This window comes from Proteus faecis (assembly GCF_003144395.1).
In the GTDB taxonomy this organism is placed as follows: domain Bacteria; phylum Pseudomonadota; class Gammaproteobacteria; order Enterobacterales; family Enterobacteriaceae; genus Proteus; species Proteus faecis.
In genome coordinates, this window is the sequence record NZ_PENZ01000051.1 from 138,981 (window position 1) to 164,476 (window position 25,496).

General features: G+C 36.5%; 19 protein-coding genes. 9 read left to right on the forward strand and 10 right to left on the reverse strand.

Annotated features, from left to right (window positions below; all coding sequences use genetic code 11):
* Position 1: 1 nt before the first annotated feature.
* The 6 genes from fdxH to DK858_RS17800 all read left to right on the forward strand — a co-directional run bounded on the left by fdxH (position 2) and on the right by DK858_RS17800 (position 7,745).
* Entirely contained in the window at positions 2-940 is a 939-nt protein-coding gene (fdxH, locus tag DK858_RS17775; RefSeq protein WP_109398539.1) for a formate dehydrogenase subunit beta, read from the forward strand.
* A complete protein-coding gene (gene fdoI, locus DK858_RS17780) occupies positions 937-1,593 on the forward strand; it encodes a formate dehydrogenase cytochrome b556 subunit (RefSeq protein WP_109398540.1) in 657 nt (218 codons plus the stop codon). Before fdxH ends, fdoI begins: the two co-directional genes overlap by 4 nt.
* Before the next feature lie 205 nt (positions 1,594-1,798).
* On the forward strand, positions 1,799-2,719 hold the full coding sequence (gene fdhE / locus DK858_RS17785) for a formate dehydrogenase accessory protein FdhE (protein ID WP_109398541.1): 921 nt from the start codon (positions 1,799-1,801) through the stop codon (positions 2,717-2,719).
* 15 nt (positions 2,720-2,734) lie between these two features.
* Positions 2,735-4,126 (forward strand): L-seryl-tRNA(Sec) selenium transferase, encoded by a 1,392-nt coding sequence (gene selA / locus DK858_RS17790; RefSeq protein ID WP_109398542.1) that lies wholly within the window; start codon positions 2,735-2,737, stop codon positions 4,124-4,126.
* Positions 4,123-5,985 carry a selenocysteine-specific translation elongation factor gene (gene selB, locus DK858_RS17795; protein ID WP_109398543.1) on the forward strand — a complete coding sequence of 621 codons (1,863 nt, stop codon included), beginning with the start codon at positions 4,123-4,125 and terminating at the stop codon, positions 5,983-5,985. The genes selA and selB overlap by 4 nt, the downstream gene beginning before the upstream one ends.
* A 110-nt stretch (positions 5,986-6,095) precedes the next feature.
* On the forward strand, positions 6,096-7,745 hold the full coding sequence (locus tag DK858_RS17800) for an LTA synthase family protein (RefSeq protein ID WP_109398544.1): 1,650 nt from the start codon (positions 6,096-6,098) through the stop codon (positions 7,743-7,745).
* 114 nt (positions 7,746-7,859) lie between these two features.
* On the opposite strand, the gene DK858_RS17805 is transcribed toward DK858_RS17800, so the two are convergent.
* From DK858_RS17805 to DK858_RS17845, 9 genes are all read right to left on the reverse strand, one after another.
* On the reverse strand, positions 7,860-8,288 hold the full coding sequence (locus DK858_RS17805; protein WP_109398545.1) for a TOBE domain-containing protein: 429 nt from the start codon (positions 8,286-8,288) through the stop codon (positions 7,860-7,862).
* Positions 8,289-8,500: 212 nt separating this feature from the next.
* Positions 8,501-9,529, reverse strand: coding sequence for a glycosyl hydrolase family 8 (locus tag DK858_RS17810; RefSeq protein WP_109398546.1), 1,029 nt, complete (start codon positions 9,527-9,529; stop codon positions 8,501-8,503).
* 73 nt (positions 9,530-9,602) lie between these two features.
* Positions 9,603-10,562 carry a UTP--glucose-1-phosphate uridylyltransferase GalU gene (gene galU / locus DK858_RS17815; RefSeq protein ID WP_109398547.1) on the reverse strand — a complete coding sequence of 320 codons (960 nt, stop codon included), beginning with the start codon at positions 10,560-10,562 and terminating at the stop codon, positions 9,603-9,605.
* 163 nt (positions 10,563-10,725) lie between these two features.
* Positions 10,726-11,637, reverse strand: a complete 912-nt coding sequence (locus DK858_RS17820; protein ID WP_109398548.1) for a sensor domain-containing diguanylate cyclase — start codon at positions 11,635-11,637, stop codon at positions 10,726-10,728.
* 39 nt (positions 11,638-11,676) lie between these two features.
* Positions 11,677-12,147 (reverse strand): cellulose biosynthesis protein BcsD, encoded by a 471-nt coding sequence (gene bcsD / locus DK858_RS17825; RefSeq protein ID WP_109398549.1) that lies wholly within the window; start codon positions 12,145-12,147, stop codon positions 11,677-11,679.
* A gap of 15 nt (positions 12,148-12,162) precedes the next feature.
* On the reverse strand, positions 12,163-15,864 hold the full coding sequence (locus DK858_RS17830) for a cellulose biosynthesis protein BcsC (RefSeq protein WP_109398550.1): 3,702 nt from the start codon (positions 15,862-15,864) through the stop codon (positions 12,163-12,165).
* A 12-nt stretch (positions 15,865-15,876) separates the two neighbouring features.
* Positions 15,877-18,228 (reverse strand): cellulose biosynthesis cyclic di-GMP-binding regulatory protein BcsB, encoded by a 2,352-nt coding sequence (gene bcsB, locus DK858_RS17835; protein ID WP_109398551.1) that lies wholly within the window; start codon positions 18,226-18,228, stop codon positions 15,877-15,879.
* A 2-nt stretch (positions 18,229-18,230) separates the two neighbouring features.
* Positions 18,231-20,351, reverse strand: a complete 2,121-nt coding sequence (gene bcsA, locus DK858_RS17840) for a UDP-forming cellulose synthase catalytic subunit (RefSeq protein WP_109398552.1) — start codon at positions 20,349-20,351, stop codon at positions 18,231-18,233.
* A gap of 170 nt (positions 20,352-20,521) precedes the next feature.
* Positions 20,522-20,920 carry a hypothetical protein gene (locus DK858_RS17845; protein ID WP_109398553.1) on the reverse strand — a complete coding sequence of 133 codons (399 nt, stop codon included), beginning with the start codon at positions 20,918-20,920 and terminating at the stop codon, positions 20,522-20,524.
* A 1,372-nt stretch (positions 20,921-22,292) separates the two neighbouring features.
* On the opposite strand from DK858_RS17845, the gene DK858_RS17850 reads away from it, so the two are divergent.
* From DK858_RS17850 to DK858_RS17860, 3 genes are all read left to right on the forward strand, one after another.
* Positions 22,293-22,844, forward strand: coding sequence for an NADAR family protein (locus DK858_RS17850; RefSeq protein WP_109398554.1), 552 nt, complete (start codon positions 22,293-22,295; stop codon positions 22,842-22,844).
* A 158-nt stretch (positions 22,845-23,002) separates the two neighbouring features.
* Positions 23,003-23,914: an N-acetylglucosamine kinase gene (gene nagK / locus DK858_RS17855; protein ID WP_109398555.1), complete on the forward strand. Its 912-nt coding sequence runs from the start codon at positions 23,003-23,005 to the stop codon at positions 23,912-23,914.
* Positions 23,915-24,002: 88 nt separating this feature from the next.
* Positions 24,003-24,587, forward strand: coding sequence for a rhomboid family intramembrane serine protease (locus tag DK858_RS17860; protein WP_109398556.1), 585 nt, complete (start codon positions 24,003-24,005; stop codon positions 24,585-24,587).
* 19 nt (positions 24,588-24,606) lie between these two features.
* Here the strand turns inward: DK858_RS17860 and satP are convergent, their stop codons facing one another.
* Positions 24,607-25,170, reverse strand: a complete 564-nt coding sequence (gene satP, locus DK858_RS17865) for an acetate uptake transporter (protein WP_072065220.1) — start codon at positions 25,168-25,170, stop codon at positions 24,607-24,609.
* Positions 25,171-25,496 lie beyond the last annotated feature (326 nt).

Genomic DNA, 25,496 nt, shown 5'->3' on the forward strand with positions numbered 1-25,496 from the left:
TATGTCACTGCAATCCCAAGACATTATTCGTCGCTCTGCCACCAATTCCCTCACTCCCGCGCCTCAGGTGCGGGATTACAAGGAAGAAGTGGCAAAACTTATCGACGTAACAACCTGTATCGGCTGTAAAGCGTGTCAGGTAGCTTGTTCTGAATGGAACGATATTCGCGATAAAATTGGCACAAACGTCGGTGTTTACGATAACCCAACTGACCTAACAGCAAAATCATGGACAGTGATGCGTTTCTCTGAAGTTGAAGAGAACGGCAAACTGGAATGGTTAATTCGTAAAGATGGTTGTATGCACTGTGCTGATCCGGGCTGCTTAAAAGCCTGTCCAGCAGAAGGAGCAATCATTCAATACGCTAACGGTATTGTTGATTTCCAATCAGAACACTGTATTGGTTGTGGTTATTGTATTGCTGGTTGTCCTTTTAATGTACCTCGCATTAATGAAGAAGATAACCGTGCTTACAAATGTACGTTATGTGTTGATCGTGTAGAAGTCGGTCAAGAGCCTGCATGTGTGAAAACTTGCCCAACAGGTGCAATTCATTTTGGTTCGAAAGAAGCAATGATCAATCTTGCTGGTGAGCGTGTTGCAGAACTGCAAACTCGTGGCTATGACAAAGCGGGTCTTTACGATCCACAAGGTGTGGGTGGTACACACGTAATGTATGTTCTCCATCATGCTGATAAACCAAATCTGTACCACGGTTTACCAGAAAATCCAGAAATTAGCTCTACCGTTAAATTCTGGAAAGGTATCTGGAAACCATTGGCTGCTGTTGGTTTTGCCGCAACCTTCGCGGGCGCTATTTTCCACTATTTAGGTGTCGGTCCAAACCGTACAACTGAAGAAGATGAAGAAGAAGCACTCAAAGAGATGGAAGCATCTTCTAAAACACAGACCTCTGTGAATAAGGAGGAGCAGAAATGATGAAGAAGAAAGGTGATAAAATTCTTCGCCATACCGCATCAGAGCGTATAAACCACTGGGTCGTTGTGATTGTCTTTCTGTTCACAGCAATCAGCGGATTGGGTTTCTTCTTCCCATCTCTGAACTGGTTCATGAATATTTTAGGTACACCAGAATTGTCACGTCTGTTACACCCGTTTGTGGGTAGTGCTATGGCAATTCTCTTTATCTTTATGTTCTTCAGATACTTGAAGTACAACTTTATTGATAAAGATGATTTAGTCTGGGCTAAAAATATTCATAAAGTGCTACAAAATGAAGAAGCTGGCGATATCGGTCACTACAATTTAGGTCAGAAAGGCATTTACTGGATGTTAAGTATCAGCCTTATCTTACTCACTGTCAGTGGCATTATCATTTGGCGTCCCTATTTCGCTGAATATTTCTCGATCCCAGTTATTAGAATTGCCTTATTAGTTCACTCATTATCAGCAATATTACTGATAATCACCGTATTTGTTCACGCTTATGCGGCATTCTGGGTAAAAGGTTCAATTCGTAGCATGATTGAAGGCTGGGTAACTCGTGGTTGGGCTAAAAAGCACCATCCTCGTTGGTATCGTGAAATTCTCGAAGAAGAGAAAAAAGAAGCCGAAAAGAAGTCACAGAAATAATGCCTTAAAGTGTATTTCTGAACAAACGGAGGCTTGATTAGCCTCCGTTTTTTATTCAATTTACGCCCACAGTTAAGACGTAAAAGAACAATAACACACTATTATTACCCACTGTCATGGCTTCATGTTTGCTTTTGATTTATTCTGAAGCCAAACCCTGTGGGTATTCACTATAAAATTTATGATAATAGGAAGATAGAACGTTATGAGTATTCGCATCGTTCCTAAAGAGCAATTAGGTAAAGAGCAATCAGAAAAAGGGATTAGCTTTATTCCACCCGTATTATTCCCTAATCTGAAAAACCTTTATCAACGTCGTGCTGAACGTTTTCAAACACTAGCAAAAGATAATCCTTTCGCAGACTACCTTGAATTTGCGGCAGAAATTGTCAAGGCTCAAGAAAAAGCACTTCATGACAATCCACTTACCATTGATCTTGCTCCACTTCTTACACAGCAAATTGGTGTAGCACCTTTAGATAGAAAAACCTTCAAACGCAGTAAACATTGGCATGCTTTATTAACCTCGATTATTGCTGAATTACGCCCTGTTGTACCTGAAAGTGCCACTATCACTTTAGAAAATCTCGCTAAAGCTTCTGAAAATGAATTAGAAGAGATGGCAACGGCATTACTCAATGATGAATATTCAAAAGTTTCAGCAGATAAATCTGTGTTTATTTGGGCAGCATTGTCTCTTTACTGGGCACAATTAGCGGCAAATATTCCAGGTAAGGCTAAAACAGAATACGGTGAAAATCGTCAATTCTGCCCAGTTTGTAACAGTATGCCTGTGGCAAGCATGGTACAAATCGGTACAACACAAGGTTTGCGTTATTTACACTGTAATTTATGTGAAACACAGTGGCATGTTGTACGCATTAAATGCACCAACTGTGAATTAACAGGTAAATTAAATTACTGGTCTTTAGACAGCGAAAATGCTCCAGTGAAAGCAGAAAGCTGTGGTGATTGTGGAAGCTATCTGAAAATTTTATATCAAGAAAAAGATGCCAATGTGGATGCTGTCGCTGACGATTTAGCGTCTATTGTTCTTGATGCAAAAATGGAAGAAGAAGGCTTTGCTCGTAGTAGTATTAATCCATTCCTGTTCCCAAATGAATAATAATTAGGTATTAGCATGACAAATGATATGCGCTCACTTTATAGTCAACTACCCTCTATTGATAAGCTACTGCATCAAGCAGATATTCAAGACTTAGTGGCTTCTTATGGTCAGACATTTATTGCAGAGCATTTACGAAAGTTACAAGAAGAAGCGCGTATCATTATTCAGCAAGAAAACGAGTTACCACAATGGCATAACCATTGGGCAAATGAGTTAAAAAATCGGATTACATTACAACGAAAATCTTCGATTAAACCCGTTTTCAACTTAACAGGTACCGTTTTACACACGAATCTAGGGCGTGCATTAATGGCTGAGTCCGCTATTGAAGCGGTTAGCCAAGTTATGCGCTCAGCAGCAACCTTAGAGTATTCTCTTGATGGTGCTTCAAGAGGACATCGTGATCGTGCTATCGCTGATTTGTTATGTGAATTAACGGGGGCAGAAGATGCCTGTATCGTTAATAACAATGCTGCAGCTGTTTTACTGATGCTTGCAACCGTTGCCCCTAATAAAGAGGTTGTTGTTTCTCGTGGCGAATTAGTTGAGATTGGTGGCGCGTTTCGTATTCCTGATGTGATGACGCAAGCAGGTTGCACACTAAAAGAAGTAGGAACAACAAACCGTACTCACCTTAAAGATTATCGTAACGCTATTAATGAGAATACAGGTTTGCTAATGAAAGTTCATACTAGCAACTATTGTATTCAAGGCTTTACAGCGGAAGTACATGGCGATGAACTGGCTGCACTTGGTAAAGAGATGAACTTACCAACTGCTATCGATTTAGGCAGTGGCTCAATGACTAATTTAGCCGCATTAGGTTTACCTTCAGAGCCAATGCCTCAAGATTATCTGCAACAAGGCATCGACCTTGTTACCTTCTCGGGTGATAAATTATTAGGTGGCCCGCAAGCAGGGATAATCTTAGGAAAAAAAGAGTGGATTGAGGCTATTCAACGCCATCCTCTAAAGCGCGCATTACGTGTTGATAAAATGACATTAGCAGCTTTAGGCGCCACATTACGCCTTTATCAGCAACCTGAGAAAATGGCTGTTGAAATCCCAACATTACGTTTGTTAACTCGGACACAAACAGAAATTAATGATATGGCGCAACGGTTATTGCCTCATTTTCAGGCATATTATGGGAATAGCTACCATATCACAATATCCTCATGTGCTTCTCAAATAGGCAGCGGTTCGTTACCTATTGAAAGTTTACCCAGTACAGCACTGACTTTTGAAGCCAAAGATGGCAAAGGTAGCCAGTTAGATGCGTTAGCTGCGCATTGGCGTAATTTAGAAAAACCGATTATCGGTCGAATTACTGATGGTCGCCTGTGGCTTGATCTGCGCTGTCTTGAGGATGAAAATGCATTAATACAGGCACTTTTACTATGATTTTTGCAACAGCAGGTCACGTAGACCACGGAAAAACCACACTCATACAGGCCATTACTGGGGTAGATACAACCCATTTACCTGAAGAGAAAAAACGAGGCATGACCATTGATTTAGGTTATGCCTATTGGCGTCAAGACGATGGTACTTCAATCGGTTTTGTCGATGTGCCTGGTCATGAGAAATTTCTGTCAAATATGCTCTCTGGCATCGGAGGGATCTCTCATGCACTATTAATTGTGGCTTGTGACGATGGTGTTATGGCTCAAACCATTGAACATATTTCTATTTTACGTCTTGCTGGCTGTCCTAAAGTTACCGTTATCCTCACCAAAGCAGATCGTGTTACAGCAGAACGAATTGAAGAAGTTCGTTTACAAACAACAGATATGTTAGCCAATTTAGGTTGGCAAAAACCTGACTTTTTTGTCACCTCAGCACCCTCAGGAGAGGGGATTTCAGCGCTTCGAGACTATCTTGTTGATCTTCATCAGAAAGCACAACAACACCCTCAATGGCATAAGCGTTTTCGTTTAGCAATAGATCGTGTATTTAGTATTAAAGGAGCAGGATTAGTTGTCACAGGAACTGCACTTGCGGGACAAATTTCTGTTGGCGATACTTTTTGGCTAACTGGCGCAGATAAGCCAGTAAGAATAAGAGCCTTACATGCACAAAATCAGCCCGTAGAGAGTGCCGGTGCGGGTCATCGTATTGCAATAAATATCACGGGTGATGTCAGTAAAGAAAACGTCTCTCGTGGTGACTGGTTACTTTCTCAAGCGCCTAACTATCAATCCCATAAAGTATTAGTCAGTTTAATTGCCGATGAACCTTTAAAGCATTGGCAACCTGTACATATTCATCATGGTACACGCCATATTACGGGCCGTGTTGCTCTTTTAAATGATGCTCATGAAACGCCACAGTTAGCAGAGCTTATTCTTGATGATCCCCTTTGGCTGGTGGATAACGATAGACTTATTTTGCGTGATATCAGTGCTCAACGTACCTTAGCCGCAGCAAAAGTCTTATATTTGCACTCGCCACGTAGAGGGAAACGACAAGCTGAATTCTTAGCTTGGTTACACCAACTTGATAATGCAGACAGCGTCAGTGCCAAGTTAGCGTTATGTTTACCAAAAGGTGAGATCTCCCTAAGTCAGTTTTCTTGGGCTCAGCAATTAACCGAAAATGCACTGACTCAATTATTAGAAACATTTGATCTAATCAACGTTGCTGGTGTCATTCTTTCTAAAGAGAATGCTGATCACGCAAAACAGAAATTACTCAACACTCTTGAGGAATATCACCAACAACATAATGATCAAATGGGAATTGGGCGCTCTCGTTTAAAACGGATGGCACTACCTACTTATCATGATGAATTGGTTTATCACCTAATTGATCAATTACGTAAAGAAGGTGCTATTAGCCAAAGTCGTGGTTGGCTTCACCTTCCAACTCATGGTCTTGCTTTTTCTCCAGAACAAGATGCGCTATGGCAAAATGCTAAAGTCTATTTTGAGCAATCCGAACCTTGGTGGGTACGTGATCTCGCCAATGAAATGAAAAATGATGAGAAAGTGATCCGCTCATTATTACGTAAAGCGGCACAATTAGGTTTAATTATTCCAATTATTGCTGACCGCTACTATACACACCAATCAATGGAAAAATTTGCATCTATCATTGTGAAATATAATGAGAGCAATGGCAGTGTCACTGCCGCGGATTTCCGTGATGAGTTATCTGTTGGGCGTAAGTTAGCAGTACAAATCTTAGAGTATTTTGACCGTACTGGTTTTACTCGTCGTAAAAAAGATCTTCATATTTTACGAGATAAAGGGTTATTCTAAAAACAGATGTTAACTTAGGCTAAATAACTTTATTTAGCCTATTTAAGGTTATCACCTACAATATTTGTAAAATATCCCCTTTATTCTTTATCGCTATACTCGGAAGAGATATGAAAAAAATATTAGGAAGTGCTTATCTTGCACTTATTCTTATTGCCTCATTTTTTATTGTTTTTGAGAAAGCAACGTTTATTTATACTGCACTTCTTTCAGTCGGTGCTTATTTTATTCTTTTTTCTCTTTGCTTTATTTTATCATCTCGTGTCTTATTTTCAGCTATTACCACCGGCACGCTCTTCCTTATAACTAAGTTTATTAATCAACTCAAAGTCCACTATTACAAAGAAACATTAATGTTCTCTGACTTTGATTTGGCTTTTGATAGCTCTAATTTAGGAACATTAGGTCATTATTGGGAAGCCGGTGTTGCATTAATTGCGATGCTAATATGGCTTCTTATCAATATGTCTATTGCTTGGCATTTTTCCAAAAAATCACGCCTAAGTTTGCGTATAAGTGGCTTACTCTTAATGGTCATTGGATTTACCACAATCCATTTCACCGTAGAAAAATGGCAAGCTGAATGGGAGGGGACACTTCCAGGAGGACGAGGTACTGTGACTAATTTAATCATGTCTGGCTACCAAACGGCTTATCACCCTCCTTATTTCAATGAAAATGCGGATTACTTTCTAGAACGAGCGAACAAAACCGTATTGCCAGAAACACAGACAGACATAAAACCTGACATTGTCGTTTTATTACAAGAATCGACGGTTAACCCTCATATTTATCAATTTGATACCGATGTTACACTGCCTGATTTATTTATGTTTCAAAAAGATGAAGGTGTCAGTGCGCAAAGCCCTTTACGAGTGCAAACCTTTGGTGGTGGTACTTGGCTTTCTGAATTTTCTGTATTAACAGGGTTAAATACGGATGATTTTGGTGCACGTAAAAACTCAGTATTCTATTTTGTTGTCGATAATCTTAATGAGAGTTTATTCCGCCAACTAAAAGCCGAAGGTTATTACACCGTTTTACTTACGCCATTTAATCGTAGTGCTTACCATGCCGGTTACGCTTATGAAAAAATGGGGATTGATGAAATCATTCAACCTCAAGAGCTGGGTTATCCGGGCACATTAGAGGAAAATCTCTGGAAAATATCGACGGTCGATATGCTGGGTTATGTTGAAGAGATACTGAAAAAACGTACTGATAAACCCTTGTTTATATTCTCATTAACCATGTATGAACATGGTCCTTATGATGAATCACATAGAGATATGTACCAAATTACGGGTCATACAGAAAGCAGTAATGCACCAGGCAAATTTAGCCACTATATGGAAAAAATCATTACTAGTGATCCGGCAATTAAAGATTTCGCCCATTTTGTTGCACAAAGAGAAAAACCGACGATGTTCCTCTATTTTGGTGATCATCAACCCAATATTGAGTTAAAAAATTATCAGTCGCCTTTTAATAACCCTGCATATATTACTCAGTTCACCTTAAGAGATAACCTATCGCAAGGTGCGCCAATAACAACAGGTGAATTAACTGATATTAGCTTCTTAGGTGGCATGATCTTAGAACGCGCGCGTTTGCCTTTATCTCCTTTCTACAAAGCAAATATTCAAATGCGCCACTTATGTAAAGGTAAATTAAATGACTGTGAGGATGAAAAATTAGTTAACAGTTATAAAAATTATATCTATGAAAAACTGAAAGTCGCAGGTAGCACAAATAATTAAATTTATTACTTGAATAAACGATGATCGGGATGATAAATCCCCAAAGATAAGTAATATCAAATAAAGAGGCTAAAAATTCAGCCTCTTTATTTATTTCAAGAGATAAACGTACAATTATTTGCGCGTTGCAACAATCACACTTGATGCTTTCACTAGAGCTAAAACATCACTGCCTTTTGCCAATTTCATTTCTTGTAGGCTTTCATTTGTAATAACAGCCGTAAGTGCTAAACCTTTCGCCGTTTCTAAATGAACAGTCGCGTTCACCGCACCTTGTGCAATTTGAGTCACTTTACCTGTAAATTGATTACGTGCAGAAAAATTTAAACCGCAATCAGGTAGTGCTAATACAACCCATGGTGCTTTAATAATGGCGATTGCTTCACCCTCTTTCTTGATCTTTAGAGTGTCACAACTCTCTTTAGTAATAATTGTGGCAAGTTTTTCACCATGTGCTAAAGATAAAATGACTTCGTTATTTACGGCACCTTCAATAATATCAACAACTTTACCAACTAACTGATTGCGTGCTGAAACTTTCATTTACCCACCTTATTATTGATAAGAAATTATATTAATAACACTATCAAGTTATTTGGATAACCTTAGCATAAATATTATTAAATAAATTACTCTTAGATCATAGATTAAAGTTTATTTATTATTTAATAAAAATATAAAAAAATAGATAACTTAATTCCTATCTGTATTAAAAGGAGTTTAAGCTATCTATTATTCAAATTGGCTAAATAGACTTATTGCCCGTTCTGAGCAAATGCCGCTAATAAATGTAAAGCTGAAGAGTAATAATCTGTATCTTTACTTAAATCGACATCTTCAATAGGTGTTTTCAGCGTTAAATCTCTTACTGCCATCATACCAGGAGTAAGGTTGTATTCAGCGCGCGCTTGAGCATCAATACTAACCCAAGCCGGGGTTTTATCACGATCAAATTGCTGCCAATATTGCACAAAAGGTTGTAACGCTAATTCATCATGTGCCCAAGCTAAATAAAGCGGAATACGTATTGCATCAAAACTAAATCGTGCAGGCCATTTTTCACTGGGCTCTATTTTTCCATCGGGAAATAAACTTACCCAGTCTGTTGGTAATTGATATTCACCAAATCGCATATTTCTAAGTAAAGACTGGCTATCATTAATTAACGCTTTCCAACGAACGTCTTTACTCGTACGATAAAAATCTTTCCATGCAGGGAAAATAAAATAGGATGGGTTTATAATAATTTCTTCTGCTGTTTTAAAGCCATTAATTCCAGGCAAAAGTACAGTATAATTTTTTGTCTTAACTAAAGTATGTTCCAAAATAGCGTGTTGAATAGAATCAGAAGCAGAAAGATAACTTTCATCATTCCATTTCTCACCGGCTTTTAATAATGCCCACGCAATTAAGATATCACCATCTGTGGCATTATTAGGATCAGGAGTGTGTTCACTATTTTCGGGCTCATAGCGCCATTTAAATAAACCTAAATCGCCACGATAAAGAGAGGTTGCTGTCCAGCGCCATAACTGATTAAAAGTTTCATGATCATCGCTCATTACAGCCATTAACAGGCCATAGCCTTGACCTTCAGAATGTGAAATATTTTTATTAGCGCTATCTATAACTCGCCCATCATCCTTAATATAGCGCTCTTTAAACTGTTGCCATCCTACTTGAGTATCTGCTGCCTGTATTGGGGAAGAAACCATAAGCAACAAACCTAAAATAAAAAAGCTAGAAAGTAGATAATTATAACGAGATAAGTGCCTAAAAGACATTGCATTTCTCTCCTGCTATTGCCGACCGCTATCTTATTTCGGTCGGCATATTGCATATCATTTCAATATAAACTCAAAAGATAGCTGCTATCTCTTGTGCTTCATTTGTTTCATCTTCTTCTATGACTTCTGTTTTAGCTAACAATGTCTTTTCACAGAAGTCCCGCATCCAAGAAGAAAAATCATCTTTTAATGCAGAATTATGTAGGCCATATTCAACAAAAGCTTTCATATACCCTAACTTATTACCACAGTCATGTGATTTACCCACTAAGGTATATGCTTCAGCGACTTCTTTTTTCAACAATAAATCAATCGCATCCGTTAATTGAATTTCACCACCGACACCAGCAGGTAGACCATCTAATAATTCCCAGATAGCTTCAGAAAAAACATAACGGCCAACAACAGAAAGGTTAGAAGGCGCATCTTCAGGATTGGGTTTTTCCACGATACGACGAATAGGAGCCCAATTACCTTGAGGACAGAAAACACCTTCACAATCTACAACACCATATTGTTGTACTTGGCTGATTGGTACAGGTTCAACCATGATTTGACTACGCTCTGTTTTTTCAAAACGTTTTATCATTGCTGATAAATTATCATGCTGAGGATTGCAATAATGTGCATTTAATAAAACATCAGGCAGTAAAACAATAAATGGGTTATTCCCTATCACTGGGTGCGCACAGCAAATTGCATGGCCTAAACCTAAAGCATGACCTTGGCGAATTTGAATAATTTTGACATTATCAGGACAGATTGAACGCACTTCTTCTAATAATTTATTTTTAATCCGCTGTTCCAACATATTTTCTAATTCAAAGCTGGTATCAAAATGATCCGCAATTGAATTTTTAGAAGAGTGAGTAACTAAAATAATTTCCTCAACACCAGCCTGAGCACACTCTTCTACAATATATTGAATTAAAGGACGATCAACAATAGGTAGCATTTCTTTAGGAATTGATTTCGTTGCAGGTAACATACGAGTACCTAATCCAGCAACAGGGATAACTGCTTTCATCATAATAAAATCCTCTAATAGACATTTAACTAAAAATAATATTTAGTATTATTTTAAATTTACTCTTATATTTCATCAGGGAATGACAGATATATTTTAAAAATAGTCACCTCCCTCTTCGTTAAAAAGAGGCAACCTTATTTATATATCTTTATTAAATAATTATTTAAAATCCAGAATAAAATCCATATTTATTACCACCCATTTCTTTTATAGAATAAAGTGTTTTATCTGCAGATTTTAATAATTCAGATAATGTTTTTCCGTCTTTAGGATATTCAGCAATACCTAAACTAATTGAAGGCGTTAACATAAATTCCGAATTAATATTGATGGGTTTTTCCATGGATTTCCAAAGTAATTCTATTATTTCTAATAAAATAACAGAACAAGAACGTAATCCTTTAGGAAAAAGCACAGCAAACTCATCACCACCGAGACGTCCACAATAGACTTCTTTATTTTCTAATTGTGACAACCGTTTTGATATTTCACACAATACTTTATCGCCTGCATGATGCCCGAATTGATCATTAATAGATTTGAATTTATCGCAATCTATAATACCAAGACAAAATGATAAAGGTTGTGAAATATTTAATCGTTCATTCTCAATTCTTTCAATAATACTTAATCGATTAGATATTCCAGTTAATGAATCAACATAACTTTTATTAAACAGTTCATTTCTTAGCTCTACCTTATCAGTAATATCTAAGCTAATAAACACATAGTGAGATATGAAATTATGTTTATCAAAAACAGGAATAATACTAATATCTTCCCATATATCTTGTTGTGTATTATTGTTTCTTTTAGCCTCTAATCGATAGACTCCTTTATTATCATTATTGCTATTTTCACAACAATTAATTTGATTCTCATCAATTAAATTAAATAAGCTGTATTTTTTACCTTTTATATTTTTAAAGTGAACATTATTGAACTCACAATATTTATCATTTGCATAAATAATGATGCCATTAATATCTGTTACTAACATCATAAAAACATTATTAGTAAATTGCTTTATTAATAAGCATTTAGAATTATCATCATTAAATATCATATCATTCATTATTGACCTCCTATACTCATCAATAAAGCATATATATTATTATTCGACTGATGAGTTATGTGCATAGCGAAAAATAAAGACATCTTTTGCGTCAGTAGGTTGGCGGTGCACTTGCATTTTGGCATTACCACCTTGATTCGTTAACCAGCCTTCATATAACCCTTCTAAAACCCCCGCACTTGCAACACGCCACTGAGCATCATCTTGGCTTTGCGTAAAATGAGGCCATGCACAATGAACCAATAAAAGCTCACTCATTGCTGGAGATATAGTGACAAAACCCCATTTAAATAGTGTTAATACACGATTAATATGTGATTCAAGTAATTGAATATTTTCACTTTCAGGTAAAGGATAACGTAAGGCAATATCTTTACCTATATTCCTTAATTTATTTCCAGCAGTAGAAATATCATTGTCATTTAAAATTTGAAAAAATAATAATTGAGTTAGATCTTGCCAGCCACTTTCAAAAGGTAATTGTAAAATATCGCTATCATGCTTATTCATTATTTATCTCCTTAATTATTTAGACAGGAAATCTGGAGTATATTTTAAGTGTAACCACATATTATCTTCAGCATAATCACCCGATGTATCATGCGATAAGCTGACACCTAACTCGGTTTCTTTGTTTAAATAATATTTCGCGTCTAAACCTAATCTGTAAGTAAAATTTGTTTCGTCTTGTTCTTCGTACTGGGATTTAATACGAGGATCGCTCGCATTCTTTTTATTTAATGCGTTTTGCATATAACCATGTGTTGGAAAATAATCACTGCCTTTTTGTTTGTAACTTTGTATCCCTATTGCACCATTTAATGAGACTTCACCTTTTTCAAAACGGCGGGTATAAGCAACAGGCAATGATACAGACACATAATCTTGCGGGCTAAAGTAACCTCCGTGTCCTAATGAGAAGTAATTTTGGTTATTCCTAAAGTTCATATAATCAACATGCACACCAGCTTTTACTTCTTGTTGATCATCTTTATAGAACTTAGCATAAGAGCCTATCCACGCTTTCACTTCATCATTACTCGCAACACTTTTACCTTGGTAGTTATAGAAACCACCACCAGCATAAGCTCCTATTTTTCCATCATCCCAAGCATATTGAACTTTAGCGCCGTTACGTGTTACACGCCCCCAACTTTCGCCTGTCATAGGATCAGTACGCCCCATATAAGAAAGTAGACTATCTTTTATGGCTCTGCGCTCTGCTGTCAGTGTTAATTGCCCATTTGGGCTAATTTGAGGTGAATATGTGAGCCCCCCAACAATCGTTGCCGTATCTTTACCTAATGGCGTTGAACCCACATCAAAGCTGACATCCTTGTCTGATAAACGCAGTCCTAATTCAACACCTGAAGCACGTTGACTACCTGCTTCATCAGCATTAATTTTATTTTTCTCGTCATGGTTATCGCTATTTTTAGCAAAGCGTTCAGCATGTTGAAGCTGACCCGTACCAAATCGGTTAGCTCTTTCTCCTGAAACCGAACCACTTGTCATCGAAACAGGGTTAACATTCAGTTCCCAACGAAACTCTTCACCTGGTACATTCGAAATACTGATTGGTGCTGAAATTTCAGTGACATTAGACAATCCTTTATCACCATTACGATGACGTATAGCGACACCGCCTTGTACCCACGGTGCAACCTTTTCTTCTAATTCACGAATAGAACGTTGAACCGATGCCATCTCTTTACGTTCATAGATAGAACCAGCAATAACGGGATTGTCACTTTCCCCTAATACACTTAATTGGCCTGCTGAGGTTTTTAATGTGTTATCACTGTTTTGCCATTGCGCACTACGCAGTAACGTTAATGCTTTGCGATTTTCACCATTTAATTGCGCAATTTGCGCCGCTTGTAATAAATAAGCAGGTTGTGAAGATGAAGGAATTTGCTGCAATAACTGCTGTGCTTTTCTTCCATCTTTTTGTGCTAATGCTACGTCAATTTGAGCTTGGATTAATTTGCTATCTTTTCCTTGCTCTTTTTCCAAGTAAGAAAGAATTTTATTTGATTGTTCCGGCATTGATTGCGCTAAATAAACACGACTTAATGCCATTAATAAATCGGGATCATTCGGTGATGTTTTTAATGCAACGACTAACAAGTCATAAGCTGCTTTAATTTCGCCTTTTTCACGTAAGCCATCTGCTTGTGCAACTTTAGTGGCAACTTCTAAACGTTTTTTCTCAACAATTGGTGTTTCTTGTTGTAAAGCTGGATCGTTAATCAAGCTAGATGCCTGTGTATAGCGACCTAATTCATTGAGGACATTGATATGACCAGCGTAGTTACCTATCGAGCCTTTAGTGCCTTTTGCAATATCACTTTCAACTAATTGCAACGCTTCATCATTTAATCCGCTGTTAACCAATTTCTCTGCTAATTCACCCACATCATTTGGATAATCAGCTACTTGATTAATTAATGGGCGTAAAATATTACGCATTGCAACAAGGTTTCCTGACTGACGATAATGGTCAGCTTGCGCAAGTTGGCGGTGAAAGCGAGCACGCTGTAATAACTCTTTTTCTGCTTCAGTTTGTTGGTGATGGCCACTTAACAAGTTAAAAACTTTATCCCACTCTTTTTGCTCAACATAAAACAGAGATGCCACATAATCAGAGTCTTTTGTTCTACGGTTTTGTAGCTGTGAAATAATATTTTTTGCACCAGCACTATCACCATCAGCCGTCATTAGGCGTGCTAAATCGAGGTAAACCCAGTTATTTTGCGGGTTTTTACGCTGAGCTTGTAAAAGTAATTGTCTTGCTTGAACACGCTGACCATTTTCTAACGCTTTTTGCGCTTCACGACGTAATTTCTCAGAAGGATCTGTGTTCGCAGTAAGTTTTTGACGTAAAGAGGCAGATTGTTGAGCCAGCAATTGCTCTGCTTTCGTATTCTGTCCTTCCTGAACTAATAAATAGTAATAAGCAGAAACTACTTTTTCATTACGGCTATTTTGCTGATAAAGCCCTGACAGTAATTGGTGAGCTGCGGGTAAGTTACCTTGCTTACGTAATAAGTCAGCTTGTAATAAGTTGGCAGACAACCCTTTTTCACCTGAAGCCCCCGTTAATGGTGCTAATTGATCAAGAGCTTGTTGAATATTCCCTTGTTTAGCACGTTGTTGTGCGCGACGTAATTGCGCATAAAAACCCGCATCTTCCGCTTGTTGCTTCCATTTACTACCTTGTTCGCCACCTGATTGTGCTGCTTGATTTAATAAACGCTGACCTGTAGTTAAATCACCTGAACGCAGTGCGATATAACCTAAACCTGCCAAAGCTTGCGCATCATGGTTATCTGTCGCTAAAGCTTGTTTGAAATAACCTTCGGCTTCTTTCAATTTACCTTTATTTAATGCGGTATAACCTGCTTGACGTGCATTACCTTGAATAGCGCCTTGGAAATGTTCTGCAACCGCTTTATCGTTCGGGTTTGCTTGCAAATAAGTTTTATATAACACTTCATCATCAGGACGAACATTCAACCATAACAGAGCTTGGCGTATACCTTTTTTGACTGACTCATCACCTGAGATATTACCTAAAATGGTTATTCCTTCACGGCGAGTTTCTTCGTTATAAGTTAACGTTAATCCTAATGCTTTTTGCGTTTCTTTATTATCAGGCATTGCTGCAGCACGTTGCTTTAATCCCGTAATAGCTTGAGGCAACATTGCGGGTACACCCGCCATGGTTTGATAATATTCTAACGCCAGTGTTTCTGGTGGCTCACTGCTAACAAATAAACGTTGATACGCTTTTATCGCTTCTTCATGTTGTCCTTTCTTTGCTAATTCTCTGGCATATCCTAATTGTTGTTCACTAAATTGTGATGATCGGATATTTTTTAATCCTCCAATTCGTGGATCTTGCGGTGCAATTTGCGCAAGTTTTTCTCGCCAATACGTTGCTTGTTTTTCATTACCTTGTTGCGCCGTAAAAAATGCCATTAAATACAGCGCATCCTGATTATTGCTTTCCATAATCAGCACCTTTTGCAGTGCTTCTACAGCTCGCTCGTCGTGTGCTCTACCGTGCCAATAATTAGCTTGTTCAATAAGAGAACTGACAATATTTGGATCAGTTGCTGTTGTATTTACCTCAACGGCTGTTGCTTGAACTTGACTTGAAGCCCCTAGAATACAACCTGCATAGATGACTTTAACGATGATATTAAGTGCATGATTTTTCATCTTATATCCCCCTTATTTGTCTGAGCGATGCTGTGATATCTGATGTAAACGACGAGTTGAACGACGTTGTAACCAGTAATAAGTCGCGAACCCCGTCAGCGCACAAAAACCAACCGCTAAAAGACCCAGCAAATATACGTGTCTAGAGCTATACCAAAGGAATTGTTGTAAGAAAGGTAAGTCACCTTGCGAGAAGTGTTCACCTAAATGGAAACTTTTTACGGTATCTTTACCACTAATAAGTGTGATATCGCCTTTAATAGCCGCATTTATTTGGGCTAAATTTAAGTCATTGATAATGGTTTTTATCGAATCATTACCTTTAGCTGTAACCAATACGACAACCCTATCGTTTGCCCAAGGTGAGATAAAACTCATCATGCCACGCCAATCTTTTACTGAAGATAAGTAACTTGCAGCATCACTACTTTGAGATAAATAATCGCCAGCAATCCAGCCTTTTGCTTTATCAATCAATGATTGAGATTTGATTTCAACGTTTTTATTTAAAAATGAGAACGTTTGTTGTGAAAAACGCGCAGGTAGAAATCCTTCACTACTTAATGAGCCAATCGCAAGCACATCGTGTTGAGAGAGGTTATTTTTCTCAAGCTCTTTAGCACCTAAGAAAACTGAAGCATGAGAAACTGGTGTACCTGTGGCATAACCTGATCTCGCCATTAAGTTCACTAAGGTATAAAGCTCTTCTATTGTTGGATTTTCAGGTAGCAACAGTGTGGTTTGTGAAAAATCTGCACGGCGACTAAATGGAAATGACGCACCTGAAAAATAAGCCAAGTTCGGCATTCTTGAGTAGTGCCAAGTATTTTTAAATTGCAGCGTTGATTGCGGATCGATTCGACTAATCAAACTACTGCCATCCGTTAAAATACACGGTGCATCATCGGGTTCACGTAAATCAAAATAAAACTGTAATTGATTCTGGCTATAAATTTGACGAGGGTTTAAATAGAGTGTGCTGTTTTGCTCTTCACTCTCCATACCTAACCATTGCCTTAACATGCCTAAAGGTTCTGAACGCGCTGGATACAATGCACCTAAGAATTGGTTATTCAAAGAGGCAATTAATGAAGAACGACGACTATTTATTTTATCCGAATGAGGGAATACATATTTCAAATCTAAAGGTAGTGCATCACCATCCCACCAAAAGAGATCAGGAGAGACTCGAAATGAAAACTGATTCGGTGCGTGGTTAATACCTTGACGTGAGAAGTCATCACTACCATTGGCAATTTCACTTAACGTAACCGGTTTGTTGGTATTTAACCAACGAGGAGCATCGTAATCTTTACTCATCGCAAGCGTTTGAAACGGCACCACTAAGTGATCGTTTTGTGGCAATTTCCCATTGTTTAATGCCCATACCGCTTGGCGAAGAGATTTCTCATTATCACCGCTGATCAATAGTAATTTGAAAACAGGATCAACCGGGTTATCAACAATAGTTAATTGCCCACTATTTCCTGAAGGTAATGTAATACCCGCAATAGTTTGTCCTGAATAGCCAACTAAAACACCATCACTTTCAGGTAACTGATTCATTAAAACCGGTAAATCAATTTGCTTAATATCATGGCTAAAACTACCAAACCATGATGCAGCAATAGCTGCTGTTGTTACCTCCGCATGATCAGGTTTATCTGACAATATGATAGGTAACGAGGTCGCTGTCATTCTGTCAGGATCAAAGAACGGTAGGGGCAATCGTTCCAAACTATACCCGCCATTAATCCAGCGACCTCGATAATCTAATGATGAATCTGGTGAAATAATCAGACTTAGTCCTTCAGCCAGTGGAGGAATACATTGGTTTTCATCCAATGCATCACGACTAGCTAAACGAAAGCTAAGGTTATTCACATTCGTCAACATCATTTCAGGAATTTCTAAAACATATTCATGCTCTTGCCCACCTTCTTCTAAAGGTAGAAATCCCATAGGTTGACCATTTAGCATTAAGTGAAGTGTTTGATCAGATTGAATTAATCCTTGAGATGCTTTCACTTTCATCGTTAATGTAGCGTTATCAATAAATAAATCGTTCGCCATATTAAACGTCACACCTGAAAGTAATTTTCTTCCTGATAACACGATAGGTGATGGACTGCCCATCTGTGCTAATGTTAATTGCTCTTCAATATTACGCGCTTCAGATAATGCACCACCTTCAAGTTGTATCGGGTTATTCGCATTTTGTTGTACAGACGAATGAGCATAAGAAGTCGGATCAGGTAAAAGCTCTCCTCCTAGCTCTAACATTCCGGTATCTGCTTGAGAAAGATTGATACTTGCAATCGCTATCGCCGTCAGGCTTAGCATTAATGTCAGTTTCTTTTTCATGCTTAATCATCCCCGTTAATAGATTGCACAGAGAGTGAAGCTTTTGCTTTCGTTCTTATTGCTGGTGCTTTCACTTTTTGGCGACGCCCAAAGAACAATTCAAAAATACAACGCGTAATACCTGCCAATTCTTTAAATGGCTTGTCCTTATAATCTGCTTGATGGATCCATGCATCAGCACGACCAAAAACAATGCGCACTAATTTACGGCGAAGATTTAAATCAATAGGTAAGAATTCAAGACGGAGTTGATTGCTTTCTAAACTCACCAGATCAACAGGAACAGTAACTTCATCTCGTTGTACATTCAGAGTGATTGACGTGACATTACGTTGGCGAAGTTCAGACATTTTATTCACAGCAATGCGAACACCTCCCATTGAAATATCTTCAGTGGTCGTTGTTAACTCAGCACCATCATCAAAATGTAACGTAATCGGTAGAGATGCATTGATTCGCGTATTTTTACGAATTTGTCGAGTCTCTTTACCCACGGCGATAGAGGCAAGAATGATAAATAAACTGTAAGTCGCCCAAGTAAGATTTAAAACAATAACCAGAGGATCAATACCTTGGAAATCATTCAATAGGTAACGAACAATAACCCATGAAATCCCAGTAATAAGCAGGAGTGCAGTAATAATTAATGGGCGTACAGTGAGGTAATCCATATAGCTTTTATCAAGCAAGTCACCTTTATCTGTTACGTTAAACTTACCTAATTTTGGTGAAACTAAGCTCAGTAAGGTAGGTAATACCAAACTAAATGCCATGACGGTTTCATAAATTTCCCCCCAAAAAGAGTAACGGTATTTACCGATATTTTTCGAGTTTACATAAACCGACATGATTAAGTGAGGTAATGCATAGGCAAATATCATGCTTGCGGATGAAGCGATAATATTAAGGTTAAATAACATAAACAGTAACGGTGCAGTCAAGAAGATGATACGAGGCAAACCATACTGAAAATGGAGCATCGCATTGAGATAACATAAACGCTGAGGGAATGTTAAACCACGGCCCAACATAGGATTATCAACACGGAATATCTGTGTCATCCCTCTAGCCCAACGAATACGTTGATTAACGTGTAATGCTAAACGTTCTGTTGCAAGACCGGCAGCTAAAGGAATATCAATAAATGCAGAGTTCCAACCTAAACGTTGTAATTTAAGCGCAGTGTGTGCATCTTCGGTGACCGTTTCAACAGCAATCCCCCCAATTTCTTCAAGAGCACTACGACGCATAACAGCACATGAACCACAGAAGAAAGTTGCATTCCAGTTATCATTACCACGTTGAACAGGGCCATAGAAAAGTGCGCCTTCATGCGGTGCATCTTTAGCTGCACTTAAGTTACGTTCAAATGGGTCTGATGAGTAAAAATAGTGTGGAGTTTGGATCAACGCTAATTTTGGATCTTCAAGGAAACTTCCTACCGTTGCTTGCAAGAAAATACGTGTTGAAATGTGGTCACAGTCAAAAACACAGATTAGCTCACCGTCTGTTAATCCCATCGCATGATTTAAATTACCCGCCTTAGCGTGATCATGAACTTCTCGTTCAATGTAAGTTACCCCAACGTCACCAGCAAATTGTTTAAATTCTTCACGACTACCATCATCCAATATATAAACTTTCATTTTATCTTGTGGATAATCGATAGCTTGTGCAGCGAGGACCGTATCACGTACAACATCTAAGCTTTCATTATATGTTGGAATATAAATATCAACTGTAGGCCATTGAGAAACATCTTTAGGTAAGGGGGCTATTTTTCTATTTAATGGCCATGACGTTTGGAAGTATCCTAGGACTAATATTATCCAAGAATAAATCTCAGCCATAAATAAACCACTACCTAAAATAGCCTCAATTGTTGTATTAAAATTTAAAGTATTTGTTGCACGCCAGTAGAGATAACGCGTTGACATCAACAATGAAATAAAAACCATCGTTAATAATCGTTTTTTTGATTTTTTAAAACCGATAACAAATAACAGCAATATATTGATAATACCGAATATATATTGTTGTTCGGCACTCATTGGCATAACAATAAGTGAAAACATTGTTATCAATAGAAAAGCCGTAATTAATGTTTTAAATATTTTATTCATAAACCTGTACCTTTGTCATCGCCATAGATCTTTTCTTAAGACAAAGGCACCCCATCGATATTAATAAATATCGAAAAGAAACAAACCTATCTTAAAAATAAAATAACAATGGCTAAAAATTGACACCAGTCAATATTATTTATTTACACAAAGCGTTTTTATTATTTAGATTAGACAGAGGCAATAAATGAAAATATCTCTTTTAGTGATATATTTTCATGAGCATAAACTCTATCAGTTTCTTTGCTATCAAATATTTTATTATCTGATAACAACTTTTCCTTGCTCTTAATTAAATTGTCTTTCTTTGTTTTAACAGCTAAAGCATCCTGGTGATAAGAAGGAATAGGCGATGAGATAACAGGCTGTTTGAGTTCTTTTTTCACTAAAAACGAAGTTTCAGAAAACGTATCATTACTTAACTTACTAAGTTTATTATTATCTTCTTTATTCGTAACAACCGGTTCTATTTTATTATCAACATGTTGTGTTGTAGAGGAAGAAAAATCTTGAAAAGAAAAGGCATCTTCCTGAAACTTATCTTTTAGGTTACTAATATCATCATACATAGTGTGGCCCCCTTTAATAACAAGTACTCTATAAACCTTATTCAATAACTTAATGCCCATTCAAAATAAAGAAGAGAGAGCCTTATAGATATTTTTCACAATATGTTAAAAACATATCTTTATAAATTCATATTGAAACTCTCATTAAACTTTCAATTAATGAACATCAACTATATAGGGTAAAATAATCTTATAAACACTAATCTATTTAATTACAAATAAGCATCTTTATATTGTTAGTAATGATTATTTAAATTAAATTGTATAATTATTTTAATGAAAAATACAACATCAAAAAAAGTACAAAAAGAAAAATGACACTCATTTTCACCTTATAAAAATGAGTATTTTTACTTACTGCTATATTTATTATTACTACCAAAAGCAGTGCCTTTTTCACCTAAAAAAACAGGTAAAAAAAACAGATAATAACTAGAGTTAACTAATAACAATTTGTATAAATTTTATAAAAATAAAATTCTAAAATAATTATTTATTGATATTATTTCTTCTAAAAATCAAAGAACCTATCAAGATCAATTTTAATTCCCTTTCTTTTTCCCACTCAAAAAAAGACTAAAAAAATGATAATTAAAAACAAAAAAGATTATTTATTCATATTGATCATTATCAAAACAGATTCTTTTTTTACACCTAAAAAGTGTTTTTATTGTTTTTTATCATATTACGATCGTTTTATTTTAATGAGAAAAAATAAAATACATCAGAGTTGATTAAGTTTTAGAAAAAAACATGACAAGAAAATACAAAACTAGATTATCAATCTATGATTGGTTTTATTACTCTCTTATAGTAAATACCGCTAAGAATAACCAGTATTTTAGAATAATTAACTTAAGTAATATTTTATTTATAAAATGATATTGTTAATTTAGCTTAACAAACTCATAAGCGTGATTTGGTTCAAATAATAAATGAAATAATGAAAAGTAGCACACCAAAAAGATATAACATATTGAATAAACTATAAATTAACAACAATAGTAGTTATAAATACCAATAACTAGTATAAATACCAATAATTGTAATTTTTTATATTAAAAATACTTAATTAACTACACATTTATACTAATTAAGAGATATCGTTTTAAGATTATCTTTTTGTGTGATTATATAAATAAAGAAACACTTTATCTCGATTTTTTTAAGAATAATCTCAGTAATCTAAGTTATATTTTTTTTATTATTTAGCAAAAAATAATCAAATAAAGATGAATTTAATAAGAATAAATTAAAAATAGCGGAATCGCTTCACCTACTCACAGAATCGCAAAAAGGCACTCTATCCTTCTTTACTTCTATGCTATCTTTATTATGTGAATTAGGAGTATTCAACATAACGGGAAAAAAGATGGATTTAGCACAATTAAGAAAAGAATTTCGTGCAGGAAAGAAAATAAAGTACATCTACTTTTGGGGACACCAAAGTAAAGGTAATGACATCGCAAAAAGTTGCTTTAGCCAATGGTATCCAGCACCTTTTATATTAGATGATGTGCGTTATGCCAGTGCTGAACACTATATGATGGCTGAAAAAGCGAAGCTATTTAATGATATAGAAGTTAGAAATCGCATTATTACTGCATCTAATCCGGGCTCAGCAAAAGCATTAGGCAGAGAAGTAAAAGGATTTGACCAAGACATTTGGGAGCAACACCGTATGGATATTGTTATTCGTGCCAATATCGCTAAATTTTCCCAAAATAAAGAGCTCGGTAACTTTCTGATTTCAACAGGCAATCGTGTGCTTGTTGAAGCAAGCCCTGTTGATAAAATATGGGGCGTCGGTTTAAGTGAGCAAGACAACGAAATTCACAATCCCCTTCTTTGGAATGGGTTAAATTTATTAGGCTTTGCTCTAATGAAAGTACGTAGTATTTTGATTGAAGGTAGTAATCAATAGATAAAGAAAACTCAACTGTCACCAATCACTGTTCTTCTTTAACCTAGTGTATATAAGCAGTAGAGATAACTTAAGTATTGACTGAAATAGAAATGACCACGTAACGACAACTTTGTCGTTGCTATAAATAATATTTACAGAATAATTAAGAGACTGATATGTATTATGGTTTTGATATGGGCGGCACAAAAATTGAGCTTGCCGTTTTTGATAAAGATCTCACTCAAGTATGGCAAAAGCGTGTTCCAACACCTAAAAATGACTATCAAGCATTATTGAATGTCTTTAAAGAACTGACTTTAGAAGCTGACAATGAAATAGGTTATAAAGGAAAAGTAGGAGTTGGTGTTCCTGGTATTGTGAATGCTAAAGAAGGAACAGTATTTACTACTAATGTTCCAGCAGCTAAATACAAGCCAATGATCCACGATCTCGCACATATACTCAATAGACCTGTTAAAGTTGAAAATGATGCTAACTGTTTTGCCTTATCGGAAGCTTGGGATCCTGAGTTTCGTCATCACCCTTCTGTACTAGGTCTTATATTAGGAACTGGCGTAGGTGGTGGTTTTGTTATTGATGGTAAAGTCTTGTCAGGCAAGAATGGGATTGCTGGTGAAATCGGTCATATGAATCTGAATGTGGATGCAGATAACGTGATCGGCGAAACGATGCCAAAAATTATTTGTGGTTGTGGTAAAAAAGCATGTTTTGAAACCTATTTATCAGGCCGTGGTTTTGAACGTATGTATAAAGCCTTTAATGATGCACCACAAAGAGCGGTTGATATTGTTGAGCAATATTATGCGGGCGATAAAAAGACCCAAGAGCATGTTGATCGCTATATGAAAGTACTTGCGATTTACCTTAGCAATATTCTTACGGTACTTGACCCTCATTTAATTGTTATTGGTGGTGGATTATCACAATTTAACGCACTGTATGAGCTATTACCTGAATATCTCTCACACTGTGTTTACGGAAATGCACAAATTCCATTAATAGAAAAAGCTCGTCATGGTGATGCAGGTGGCGCTCGTGGAGCTGCTTGCCTTAATTTATTAGATTGATAAATAACAAAGAGTCTTTCTTCTTTTATTAAAGACTCTTCTATTTATAGCGTTTTATCAACGTCATCACATTATTAAGGCTACCGTTATGGATAAAGTTTGGTTTAAAAAAAGACTCACCTTTCTTGGCGGGTTAACTATCATATTAGTCTTACTTCAACTTATTAACTCACTATTTTCCATATCTCTTCTTCAATGGGGGATTATTCCAAGAACGGGTGAAGGTTTAATTGGTATTTTTATCGCACCTTTCATTCACGGATCTTGGTCTCATCTATTTAGTAATCTACTCCCATTTCTTATTCTTAGCTTTTTATCTATGACACAATCTCTACGAGAATATGTGTTATCCAGCATATTTATTATTATCGTAAGTGGTTTATTAGTTTGGATTTTTGGTAGAAATGCTATTCACGTTGGTGCAAGTGGATGGATTTTTGGATTATGGTCTTTACTTATTGCACACGCTTTTACTCGCCACAAAATTATCGATATTGTCATTGCCCTCTTTGTTTTATTCTATTATGGATCAATGGCCTATGGCTTAATCCCAGGGCAATTAGGTGTATCAACAGAATCACATATTTCAGGTGTCGTTGCAGGGTTACTTTATGCATGGTGTGCAAGAAAATTAATACGCCGTAAAAGCCAAGTAGTAGAAGTGGCTAAATAGCCACTTCTTTATAAAACAGTTACTTGTGACCAATTGGCAGTATTGTTCTGCCATACATCTCATTTAATACTTCAGCCATTGCCAGATAAAAAGCACTAGCACCACAAATAATACCTTCAAAACCTGCAATTTTTAAAATCAGAGCATTACCGGTGATATTTCCGATTGCCAGCAAAGCAAATAAAATTGTCAGACTTAAAAAGACAAACTGGAGTGCTCTATTGGCTTTTAACGTGCCAATAAACATGAAAAAGGTAAATATTCCCCATAGCGCTAAAAATACCCCTAAAAATAGAGGGGTTGTTGGCTCACTTAACCCCATTACGGGTAATAACCAAATTCCTACTAATGTTACCCAAAAGAAGCCATAAGAGGTAAATGCAGTAGCCCCAAAAGTATTGCCTTTTTTGAATTCAAAAATCCCAGCAATAACTTGAGCTATCCCACCATAAAAAATTCCCATACTCATAATGACGGAGACTACTGGGAAAAAACCAGCATTATGTATATTCAACAAAATCGTTGTCATACCAAAACCCATTAAACCTAATGGACCCGGATTGGCAATGCGTTCGTTAGTCATAAAACCTCTAAAAATAACAGGGGAAAATTAAAAAAAATTTGAAGGCGCTGGATGATAAGAGGTAATACATCTAAAAACAATGATCTTGCAGAGTATATTTTTGAATAACGGTCTACACTGATCCCAAGGGGAAATAACTAGAGGATTTAACTTAAAGAAAAGAAGTCTTTAGTGATAGATGCTTGTGTTGAAAAAAACAACACTATAAAATATAAATCTAGTTTTCAAACTTTAATATCAATTATTTGATATATTAATACTTAAGTTTACCTTTACATACTGTTTTATATGTAAAATTGAAACAAAATAAGTACTATAATTAGTTA

Coding starts and splice junctions, on each gene's coding strand:
- satP (WP_072065220.1), bottom strand. CDS start 25,170: ATGACTAACGAACGCATTGCCAATCCGGGTCCATTAGGTTTAATGGGT.
- DK858_RS17830 (WP_109398550.1), bottom strand. CDS start 15,864: ATGAAAAATCATGCACTTAATATCATCGTTAAAGTCATCTATGCAGGT.
- DK858_RS17850 (WP_109398554.1), top strand. CDS start 22,293: ATGGATTTAGCACAATTAAGAAAAGAATTTCGTGCAGGAAAGAAAATA.
- DK858_RS17845 (WP_109398553.1), bottom strand. CDS start 20,920: ATGTATGATGATATTAGTAACCTAAAAGATAAGTTTCAGGAAGATGCC.
- bcsA (WP_109398552.1), bottom strand. CDS start 20,351: ATGAATAAAATATTTAAAACATTAATTACGGCTTTTCTATTGATAACA.
- DK858_RS17805 (WP_109398545.1), bottom strand. CDS start 8,288: ATGAAAGTTTCAGCACGCAATCAGTTAGTTGGTAAAGTTGTTGATATT.
- fdxH (WP_109398539.1), top strand. CDS start 2: ATGTCACTGCAATCCCAAGACATTATTCGTCGCTCTGCCACCAATTCC.
- fdhE (WP_109398541.1), top strand. CDS start 1,799: ATGAGTATTCGCATCGTTCCTAAAGAGCAATTAGGTAAAGAGCAATCA.
- nagK (WP_109398555.1), top strand. CDS start 23,003: ATGTATTATGGTTTTGATATGGGCGGCACAAAAATTGAGCTTGCCGTT.
- selB (WP_109398543.1), top strand. CDS start 4,123: ATGATTTTTGCAACAGCAGGTCACGTAGACCACGGAAAAACCACACTC.
- selA (WP_109398542.1), top strand. CDS start 2,735: ATGACAAATGATATGCGCTCACTTTATAGTCAACTACCCTCTATTGAT.
- DK858_RS17800 (WP_109398544.1), top strand. CDS start 6,096: ATGAAAAAAATATTAGGAAGTGCTTATCTTGCACTTATTCTTATTGCC.
- bcsB (WP_109398551.1), bottom strand. CDS start 18,228: ATGAAAAAGAAACTGACATTAATGCTAAGCCTGACGGCGATAGCGATT.
- DK858_RS17810 (WP_109398546.1), bottom strand. CDS start 9,529: ATGTCTTTTAGGCACTTATCTCGTTATAATTATCTACTTTCTAGCTTT.
- galU (WP_109398547.1), bottom strand. CDS start 10,562: ATGATGAAAGCAGTTATCCCTGTTGCTGGATTAGGTACTCGTATGTTA.
- fdoI (WP_109398540.1), top strand. CDS start 937: ATGATGAAGAAGAAAGGTGATAAAATTCTTCGCCATACCGCATCAGAG.
- DK858_RS17860 (WP_109398556.1), top strand. CDS start 24,003: ATGGATAAAGTTTGGTTTAAAAAAAGACTCACCTTTCTTGGCGGGTTA.
- bcsD (WP_109398549.1), bottom strand. CDS start 12,147: ATGAATAAGCATGATAGCGATATTTTACAATTACCTTTTGAAAGTGGC.
- DK858_RS17820 (WP_109398548.1), bottom strand. CDS start 11,637: ATGAATGATATGATATTTAATGATGATAATTCTAAATGCTTATTAATA.